A 7,958-nucleotide genomic window follows, 5' to 3' on the forward strand; every position below is an offset into this window, starting at 1 on the left:
TGGCGCTCCGGCCGGAGCGCCGCACGACCGCGCGGCCGATGGGTTCAACGTGCTGCGGCTGCTCCGGGTTCCAGGAGTCCTTCGACCAGTACAGCCGCTTGGGCTCCAGGAAGACGACCGGGTCGTCGGAGGCGATGGCGGCGCGCAGCAGACCGTAGGCGTCGGGGACGGTGGCGGGCGTGACGACATGGAGCCCCGGAGTCGCCATGTAGTACGCCTCGGAGGAGTCGCTGTGGTGCTCGACGCCGCCGATGCCGCCGCCGTAGGGCACGCGGATGGTGATCGGGAGGGGCATCTTCCCGCGGGTGCGGTTGCGCATCTTCGCGACGTGCGAGAGGAGCTGCTCGAAGGCGGGGTAGGCGAAGGCGTCGAACTGCATCTCGACCACCGGGCGCAGCCCGTACATGGCCATGCCGACGGCGGTGCCGAGGATGCCGGCCTCGGCGAGCGGGGTGTCGGTGCAGCGGTCCTCGCCGAACTCCTTGGCGAGTCCGTCGGTGACCCGGAAGACGCCGCCGAGCGTGCCGACGTCCTCGCCGAGGACGTGCACGGCCGGGTCGGCGGCCATGGCGTCGCGCAACGCGCGCGTGAGGGCCTGCGCCATGGTGGCCGGCTTGACGGCGACGGTGGTCATCGGTGGGCCCCTTCCTGGCCGGCCGCCAGCTCCGCCCGCAACTGGGCCTGCTGCTCGCGCAGCTGCGGGGTGGGCTCGGCGTAGACGTGGGCGAACAGATCCATGGGGTCGAGTTCCGCGTCCGCGTTCATCCGGGCGCGCAGGTCGGCGGCCATGGCCTCGGCGTCGTCCCGCGCGGCCTGGACCGCGGCCTCGTCGAGCAGACCGCGACCGGTCAGCTCCCGCTCCAGGAGCTGGATCGGGTCGTGCGCGCGCCAGGCCTCGACCTCGTCGTCGGTGCGGTAGCGGGTGGCGTCGTCGGCGTTGGTGTGGGCGTCGACGCGGTAGGTGACGGCCTCCACGAGCGTGGGGCCACCGCCCGCGCGGGCCTGCCGTACGGCGTCGGTCAGCACCTCGTGCACGGCCGCGGCGTCGTTGCCGTCGACCAGGCGGCCCGGCACCCCGTACCCGACGGCCTTGTGGGCCAGGGTGGGGGCGGCGGTCTGCTTGGCGAGCGGCACGGAGATCGCGAAGCCGTTGTTCTGGACCAGGAAGACGACCGGGGCCTGCCAGACGGCGGCGAAGTTCAGCGCCTCGTGGAAGTCGCCCTCGCTGGTGCCGCCGTCGCCGACCATGGCGAGCGCGACCACGTCGTCGCCCTTGAGGCGGGCGGCGTGGGCGAGGCCGACGGCGTGCGGGAGCTGGGTGGCGAGGGGGGTGCACAGGGGGGCCACGCGGTGCTCGTACGGGTCGTAGCCGGTGTGCCAGTCGCCGCGCAGCAGGGTCAGCGCCTCGACCGGGTCCACGCCGCGGGCGACGGCGGCGAGGGTGTCGCGGTAGCTGGGGAAGAGCCAGTCGCGCTCTTCGAGGGCGAGCGCGGCGGCGACCTCGCAGGCCTCCTGGCCGGTGCTGGACGGGTAGACGGCGAGCCGGCCCTGCTTGGTGAGGGCGGTGGCCTGCGCGTTGTAGCGGCGGCCGCGGACCAGCTGGGCGTAGAGCGTGCGCAGCAGCTCGGGGTCGGCCTTCGCGGCTGTCTCGGTGCCGAGGACGCGGTACGGCTCCGCGTCGGGCAGCAGCGGCGCGGGGTCGGTTCGGGGCTGCCAGGCGGGCGGCGGTGTGGGCCGGTACGCGCCCCGCTGCTCCATGACCGTCATGACGGCACCTCCTCGTGGGAGCGGCTCCTCGTGGGAGCGGCTGCGAGAGGCGCGGCGTCTGTGACGCGCCTCACCTACCGATTGTTCGGTCGACGGCGCATTTTGGCTACAGGCGGGTCAAGGCTGTGGACAAACGGTTCTGGACAGCCTGAGATGGACGCAGTACGTCCATGGTAGAGAGGCGGGGGGACATGGCACCTGAACAAATGGCCGAGGCCGACACCGGCGCCGGTCTGCCGCCGCCCCGCCCGCTCGACGCCATCGACCAGGACATCCTGCGGATGCTCCAGGCGGACGGCCGCGCCTCCATACGGTCGGTCGCCGAGCGGGTGCACGTCTCGCGCGCCAACGCCTACGCGCGCATCAACCGGCTCGTCGAGGACGGGGTGATCCGCGGATTCGGGGCGCGCGTCGACCACGAACGCGCCGGGCACGGCACGTCCGCGTACATCACCCTCAAAATCGTGCAGAACTCCTGGCGCACGGTCCGCGAGCAGCTGCGGAAGCTGCCCGGCGCCTCGCACATCGCCCTGGTGGGCGGCGACTTCGACGTCCTGCTGCTGGTGCACACCCCGGACAACCGGGCCCTGCGCGAGCTGGTGCTCACCCGCCTCCAGGCGATCCCCGAGGTGCTCAGCACCCGCACGCTGCTGGTGTTCGAGGAGGAGGACCTGGAGCCGCAGGGGTGAGCGGAGGGTGCGGAGCCGCGGGGGTGTGCGGGGGTCCGGCCGCAGGGGTGCGCGGAGGGTCTGGAGCCGCGGGGGTGTGCGGCGTCCCCCGCGGCCGTCAGGTCGAGACCGACCAGGCCAGGCCCAGCAGCAGCGCGAAGCCCCGGGGGGAACAGCGCGCACGCGAGCGCGCACGCGAGCCCGGCCCCGGCCGCCGCGATGCGCAGCCCGCGCAGGGAGCGGCGGTGCGGCAGCACCCAGGCGAGGGCGAGCAGGCCGGTCGCCCAGTGGAGGACGCCTCCGAAGGGACCGGGGCCGCCCTGGGACGTGAACCAGAAGTGGTTCAGCACGATCAGCGGCAGACCCGGCGCGGACGCCACGAGGGGCGCCCGCCACCACGTCCGGTGGGCGGCCGAGGGGGACGGCACGACGGTGTCGGGCATGCACCCCATGCCATCACCGGGGGCCGGCTGCGGCATGGGGACAGGTACTCAGCCCGCCCCGGCGCGCGTACTCGCTATGGGGGCCGCCCCGGCGCGCGCACTCGCTATGGGGGCCGCCCCGGCGGGCGCACTCGAGGCGCCGCCACCGTCAGTCCGCGCGGCGCAGCCCCTCGAAGACCAGCCGGGCCACCGCGTCGCCGACCTCGCGCTCGCCCATGCCGCGCCCGTCCGGCCGGTACCACTCCACGATCGAGTTGATCATGCCGAAGACGAGCCGGGTCGCCAGCCGGAACTCCACGTCGTCGCGTACGTCCCCGTCGGCCGCCGCCGCCCGCAGCAGCTCGGCGACCCGGTGGTCGAAGTCGCGGCGGCGCTCCAGCGCCCAGCGCTCGGTGCCGGTGTTGCCGCGCACCCGCAGCAGCAGGGTCACGTACGGCAGCTCGGCTATCAGCACCTCGACCATGCGCCGCACCACGTACTCCAGGCGGTCGGCGGCGCGCCCCACGCGCGCGTGCTCCTCGTCGAGGATCCCGAACAGCCCGTCCAGCGCCCGGCTGACCGCCCGCCGCAGCAGCTCCTCCTTGCCCGCGACATGGTGGTAGATCGACGACTTGGAGATGCCCGCCGCCTTGGACAGGTGCTCCATGGAGGTGCCGTCGTAGCCGCGCTCGTTGAAGACCCGCACGGCGACCGACAGCAGGGTCTCCGGGGTGTACGTGTCGCGCTTGGCGGTGGTCATGACGTGCTGCCCTCCCGCTTGTCGGTGGCGTACGCGTGGCGGTAGAGCGCGAGGGACGGCGCGTAGCGGCCGGAGGGATCGCGCAGGTGCAGGTCGTCGAGGAGGGCGTAGGCCCAGCCGCGGCCGAGCCGGCGGCTCCACTCGAAGGGGCCGAGGGGGTAGTTCACGCCGAGGCGCATCGCGGTGTCGATGTCCTCCTCGGTGGCCACGCCCTTGGCGACGGCGTCGTACGCCAGGTCGATGATCCGGGCCACCGCGCGGGCCACGATCATGCCGGGGACGTCACCGATGACGCTGACCTTCTTGCCGAGCGCCTGGAACAGGCCGGTGGCCTCGGCGAGGGTCCGCGGGGAGGTGTCCTGGGAGGCGGACAGGGCGATCCGGGTCGCCCCGCGGTAGTCGAGCGCGAGGTCGAAGTAGACGACGTCGCGGAACTCCACCGAGGTCTGGCCGTCGGCGAGGACGAGCTGGCCGCCGCTCGGCAGCACCAGCCGGGTGCCGTTGTCCTCGTCCTCCTCCCGGACCTGGACGCCCGCCTCGCGGATCATCGCCAGCAGCTCGCCCGCCGGACCCAGGTCCCCCTCGGCGACGACGTACGCGGGCGCCTCGGCGGGCTCCGCGGTGTGCGGCTCGGGGCGCTCGGCACCCTCGCGGTAGTCGTACCAGCCCTGCCCGGTCTTGCGGCCGAGCCGGCCCGACTCGACCAGGCGGCGCTGGGCGAGGGACGGGGTGAACCGCACGTCCTGGAAGAAGGACTGCCACACCGAGTGCGTGACGGACTCGTTGACGTCCTGCCCGATCAGGTCGGTCAGCTCGAACGCGCCCATCCTGAAGCCGCCCGACTCGCGCAGCACCGCGTCGATGGTGGCCGGGTCGGCGCCCTGCGTCTCGTACACCGCGAAGGCCTCGGCGTAGAACGGCCGCGCGATCCGGTTGACGATGAAACCGGGGGTGTCGGCGCAGGCCACCGGCGTCTTGCCCCAGGCGCGGGCCGTCTCGTACGCGCGCGTGGCCGAGGTGACGTCGGTGGCGAACCCGGAGACGACCTCGACGAGCGGCAGCAGCGGCGCCGGGTTGAAGAAGTGCAGGCCGACGAAGCGGCCCGGGTGGCGCAGGGCGCCGCCGATGGCCGTCACCGACAGGGAGGAGGTGTTGGTGGCGAGCAGGCAGTCGTCGGCGACGATGTCCTCCAGCTCGCGGAACAGGTCCTGCTTGACGTCCAGCCGCTCCAGCACGGCCTCCACGACCAGGGCGCAGTCGGCGAGGTCGGCGATGCCGTCGGCGGGCGTCAGCCGGGCCCGCGCGGCGTCCCGGTCGGCGGCGGTCATCCGGCCCTTCTCGACGAGCCGGTCGAGGCGGGCGCCGATCGCGGCGGCGGCCTCCCGCGCGCGGCCGGGAACGGCGTCGTGGAGCCGTACGGGGTGGCCCGCGACGAGCGCCACCTGGGCGATGCCCTGACCCATGGTGCCGGTGCCGACGACGGCCACGGGGCTGCTGAGGTCGAGTGCTGTCATGAGCGCGATCCTCCCGCACGGGGTTTTCCACAGATGCGGCGGACCCCCTTGTCCCGACCGATCGTTCGGTTACTCTAACCCTGTCTGCCCCTTCCTGCCCCTGGCTTGCCCAGGTCATGAGCCCGACGAAGAGCTCTTGAGACGAGGAGTTGGTCCCGCATGGCCGCCGAACTCACCGCGCCCCAGCTGATCGCCCAGCACCGGCCCACCCTCGACCAGGCGCTGGAGGCCATCCGCACGCGCGCGTACTGGTCGCCGCACCCGGAGCACCCGAAGGCCTACGGGGAGCACGGCGGTCTGGACGCGGCGGCGGGCAATGCCGCCTTCGACGCCCTGCTGAACACCCGCCTGGACCTCGGCCAGCCCGGCACCGACGGCTGGGTGGGCGGCGAGGTGTCGCCGTACGGCATCGAGCTGGGCGTGGAGTATCCGCACGCGGACATCGACGTGCTGCTGCCCGCCATGAAGGCCGGCCAGCGCGCGTGGCGGGACGCGGGCGCGGAGCTGCGCGCGGTGGTGTGCCTGGAGATCCTGAAGCGGATCAGCGACCGGACGCACGAGTTCGCGCACGCGGTCATGCACACCTCCGGCCAGGCCTTCATGATGGCGTTCCAGGCGGGCGGCCCGCACGCCCAGGACCGCGGCCTGGAAGCGGTGGCGTACGCGTACGCGGAGCAGGTCCGCACCCCCGGCACCGCGGAGTGGACCAAGCCGCAGGGCAAGCGCGACCCGCTGGCGATGACCAAGTCCTTCACGCCCGTCCCGCGCGGCATCGGCCTGGTCATCGGCTGCAACACCTTCCCGACCTGGAACGGCTACCCGGGCCTGTTCGCCTCCCTCGCCACCGGCAACGCGGTCCTCGTCAAGCCGCACCCCCGCGCGGTGCTGCCGCTCGCGCTGACCGTGCGGGTCGCCCGGGACGTGCTCGCGGAGGCGGGCTTCGACCCGAACCTGGTCGCGCTGGCCGCCGAGCGGCCCGGCGAGGGCATCGCCAAGACCCTCGCCACCCGGCCCGAGATCCGGATCATCGACTACACCGGCTCCACCACGTTCGGCGACTGGCTGGAGGCCAACGCCCGACAGGCGCAGGTCTACACCGAGAAGGCCGGCGTCAACACCGTCCTCGTCGAGTCGACCGGCGACTACAAGGGCATGCTGTCCAACCTGGCGTTCTCCCTCTCGCTGTACAGCGGCCAGATGTGCACCACCCCGCAGAACCTGCTCATCCCGCGCGACGGCATCAGCACCGACGAGGGACCCAGGAGCTACGACGAGGTGGTCGCCGACCTCGCCCGCGCCGTGGAGGGACTGCTCGGCGACGACGCCCGCGCGAACGCCCTGCTGGGCGCCATCGTCAACCCGGACGTCAAGGCCCGCCTGGAAGCCGCCGCGGGCCTCGGCGAGGTCGCGCTGGCCTCCCGCGAGGTCGCCAACCCCGACTTCCCGGACGCGGTGGTGCGCACCCCGGTGATCGTGAAGCTGGACGGCGCCAAGCCGGACGACGAGGCCGCCTACATGAGCGAGTGCTTCGGCCCGGTCTCCTTCGCCGTCGCCGTCGACTCCGCCGCCGACGCGCTGGAGCTGCTGCGGCGCACGGTCCGCGAGAAGGGCGCCATGACGGTCGGCGCGTACACCACCGACGCCGAGGTCGAGCGGGCCGTCGAGGAGGTCTGCCTGGAGGAGGCCGCCCAGCTCTCCCTCAACCTCACCGGCGGGGTGTACGTCAACCAGACCGCCGCCTTCTCCGACTTCCACGGCTCGGGCGGCAATCCGGCGGCCAACGCGGCCCTCACCGACGGCGCCTTCGTCGCCAACCGGTTCCGGGTGGTCGAGGTGCGGCGCGAGGCGTAGCGGGAGGCACCGCCTACGACACTCCCTAGACGCCGTCCCCCAGGCTCCAGTGGTACAGCGTCATGGCCACGCTGGTCGCGAGGTTGTAGCTGGAGACCTGGGGACGCATCGGCAGGGACAGCAGGCGGTCGGCCCGCGCGCGCAGCTCGGCGGAGAGCCCGCTGCGCTCGGAGCCGAAGGCGAGGACGGCGTCGTCCGGCAGCCGCACGCCCCGGATGTCGTCGCCCTCCGGGTCCAGTGCGAACACCGGGCCCGGCGGCAGCTCGGCCACCGCCAGCCGCTCCACGGCGGTCGCGAAGTGCAGGCCCGCCCCACCGCGCACCACCGTGGGATGCCAGGGGTCGAGGGTGCCGGTGGTGACCACGCCGGTCACGCCGAAACCGGCGGCCAGCCGGATCACGGCGCCCGCGTTGCCCAGGTTGCGCGGGTTGTCGAGCACCACCACCGGGGTGGTGCGCGGCGTGCGTGCCAGCCGCTCCAGGTTCGCCGCGCGGGACGTCCGTACGGCGAGGGCGGCCACGGCGGTGGGATGCGGGCGCGGCACGAGCGCGGCGTACGTCGTCTCCGGCACCTCGGTGAGCAGCGCGTCCAGCGCCGGACGGACGTCCGGGGCCAGCTCGTCGGCGAGGGCGAGCGCGGCGCGCCGGTCGGCGGCGACCGCCACCGGGATCTCGGCGCCGAACCGCACGGCGTGCTTGAGGGCGTGGAAGCCGTCCAGCAGCACGCAGGTGCCGGCCAGCCGGTGCCAGGCGGTCACGGGGTCGGCGGCGCCGGCCACGGCGTGGCTCGCGGGGTCGTTCATGGCGTGCAGCCTACGGGGCCTCCCGCCTGTGGCGGCCACTCCCGCCCTTGGGGGCCTTCCGCCTGTACGGCCGTGCCGCCTTTGGCGCCGGTCGCCTTTGGTGCCGTGCCACCTATGAGGCCGGGGAGCCCGTGTGGCCGGGGGCGGCCTGCTGCGGGGTGGCCTGCCCGGGGA

At 73.8% G+C, this 7,958-nt stretch carries 7 protein-coding genes; 2 read left to right on the forward strand and 5 right to left on the reverse strand.

Annotation, left to right across the window (positions count from 1 at the left end; genetic code table 11):
* On the reverse strand, positions 1–634 hold a 634-nt coding region (locus CCN42_RS37475), incomplete at its 3' end, for an alpha-ketoacid dehydrogenase subunit beta (protein ID WP_422641250.1).
* A complete protein-coding gene (gene pdhA / locus CCN42_RS37480; protein ID WP_086741738.1) occupies positions 631–1,767 on the reverse strand; it encodes a pyruvate dehydrogenase (acetyl-transferring) E1 component subunit alpha in 1,137 nt (378 codons plus the stop codon). The genes pdhA and CCN42_RS37475, both read right to left, overlap by 4 nt.
* Before the next feature lie 191 nt (positions 1,768–1,958).
* Here pdhA and CCN42_RS37485 point away from each other — a divergent pair, with 191 nt between their 5' ends.
* Positions 1,959–2,456 carry an Lrp/AsnC family transcriptional regulator gene (locus tag CCN42_RS37485; RefSeq protein WP_386579194.1) on the forward strand — a complete coding sequence of 166 codons (498 nt, stop codon included), beginning with the start codon at positions 1,959–1,961 and terminating at the stop codon, positions 2,454–2,456.
* A 570-nt stretch (positions 2,457–3,026) separates the two neighbouring features.
* Here CCN42_RS37485 and CCN42_RS37490 read toward each other — a convergent pair.
* Both CCN42_RS37490 and CCN42_RS37495 read right to left on the reverse strand, forming a co-directional pair.
* Positions 3,027–3,617, reverse strand: a complete 591-nt coding sequence (locus CCN42_RS37490) for a TetR/AcrR family transcriptional regulator (RefSeq protein WP_086741740.1) — start codon at positions 3,615–3,617, stop codon at positions 3,027–3,029.
* Positions 3,614–5,131, reverse strand: a complete 1,518-nt coding sequence (locus CCN42_RS37495) for a 3-hydroxyacyl-CoA dehydrogenase (RefSeq protein WP_086741741.1) — start codon at positions 5,129–5,131, stop codon at positions 3,614–3,616. Before CCN42_RS37495 ends, CCN42_RS37490 begins: the two co-directional genes overlap by 4 nt.
* 159 nt (positions 5,132–5,290) lie before the next feature.
* On the opposite strand from CCN42_RS37495, the gene paaN reads away from it, so the two are divergent.
* On the forward strand, positions 5,291–6,982 hold the full coding sequence (gene paaN, locus CCN42_RS37500; RefSeq protein WP_086741742.1) for a phenylacetic acid degradation protein PaaN: 1,692 nt from the start codon (positions 5,291–5,293) through the stop codon (positions 6,980–6,982).
* Positions 6,983–7,007: 25 nt separating this feature from the next.
* On the opposite strand, the gene CCN42_RS37505 is transcribed toward paaN, so the two are convergent.
* On the reverse strand, positions 7,008–7,784 hold the full coding sequence (locus CCN42_RS37505; protein ID WP_086741743.1) for a TrmH family RNA methyltransferase: 777 nt from the start codon (positions 7,782–7,784) through the stop codon (positions 7,008–7,010).
* Between the last annotated feature and the right edge of the window lie 174 nt (positions 7,785–7,958).

This window comes from Streptomyces glaucescens, assembly GCF_002154375.1.
GTDB classification, from domain to species: Bacteria; Actinomycetota; Actinomycetes; order Streptomycetales; family Streptomycetaceae; genus Streptomyces; species Streptomyces glaucescens.

Excerpts from the sequence above, each read along its gene's own strand:
- CCN42_RS37485 (WP_386579194.1), top strand. The coding sequence starts at position 1,959 with ATGGCACCTGAACAAATGGCCGAGGCCGACACCGGCGCCGGTCTGCCG.
- pdhA (WP_086741738.1), bottom strand. The coding sequence starts at position 1,767 with ATGACGGTCATGGAGCAGCGGGGCGCGTACCGGCCCACACCGCCGCCC.
- CCN42_RS37505 (WP_086741743.1), bottom strand. The coding sequence starts at position 7,784 with ATGAACGACCCCGCGAGCCACGCCGTGGCCGGCGCCGCCGACCCCGTG.
- CCN42_RS37490 (WP_086741740.1), bottom strand. The coding sequence starts at position 3,617 with ATGACCACCGCCAAGCGCGACACGTACACCCCGGAGACCCTGCTGTCG.
- CCN42_RS37495 (WP_086741741.1), bottom strand. The coding sequence starts at position 5,131 with ATGACAGCACTCGACCTCAGCAGCCCCGTGGCCGTCGTCGGCACCGGC.
- paaN (WP_086741742.1), top strand. The coding sequence starts at position 5,291 with ATGGCCGCCGAACTCACCGCGCCCCAGCTGATCGCCCAGCACCGGCCC.